We start from the raw sequence: 503 nt of genomic DNA on the forward strand, positions 1-503 counted from the left end.
GGTGACGCCGCCGGTGGACAACAACGGCCCGATCGTGATCCCGGTGACGGTGAACGACGGTCAGGGTGGCACGTTCGAAGGCACGATCACGATCGAGCCGGTGAACCCGCCGCCGGTGGCTGTGGACGATACCCAGCAGGTCCAGGCCGGCACGGGCACCGTGCTGACGCTGACGGCCAACGACAACGACCCGGACGGTGACCCGTACGAGGTGGTGAGCGCGACGCTGGCCGATCCGAGCCAGGGCACGCTGGTGCAGGTGGGCAGCGACTGGGTGTTCACGCCGGCCGAGGGTGTGACGGGCCCGGTGGTGGTCAACTACACGATCCGAGACCAGGACGGAGCGGAAGACAGCGCCACGCACACGGTGGCGGTGAACCAGCCGCCGGTGCTGGAAGACCCGAACCCGGGTGATCCGGAAAGTCCGGAAGTGGACCCGACGGACCCGACCAACCTGATCGTGCCGGCGGTGGACGGCACGCAAGTGACGGTGGACCTGGATG

General features: G+C 68.6%; 1 protein-coding gene. It reads left to right on the forward strand.

The features are described 5' to 3' along the window. On the forward strand, nucleotides 1-503 hold a 503-nt coding region (locus L0977_RS25360; RefSeq protein ID WP_234267702.1), incomplete at both ends, for an Ig-like domain-containing protein.

Origin of the sequence: Hydrogenophaga sp. NFH-34 (genome assembly GCF_021401345.1) — a bacterium.
GTDB classification, from domain to species: Bacteria; Pseudomonadota; Gammaproteobacteria; order Burkholderiales; family Burkholderiaceae_C; genus Hydrogenophaga; species Hydrogenophaga electricum.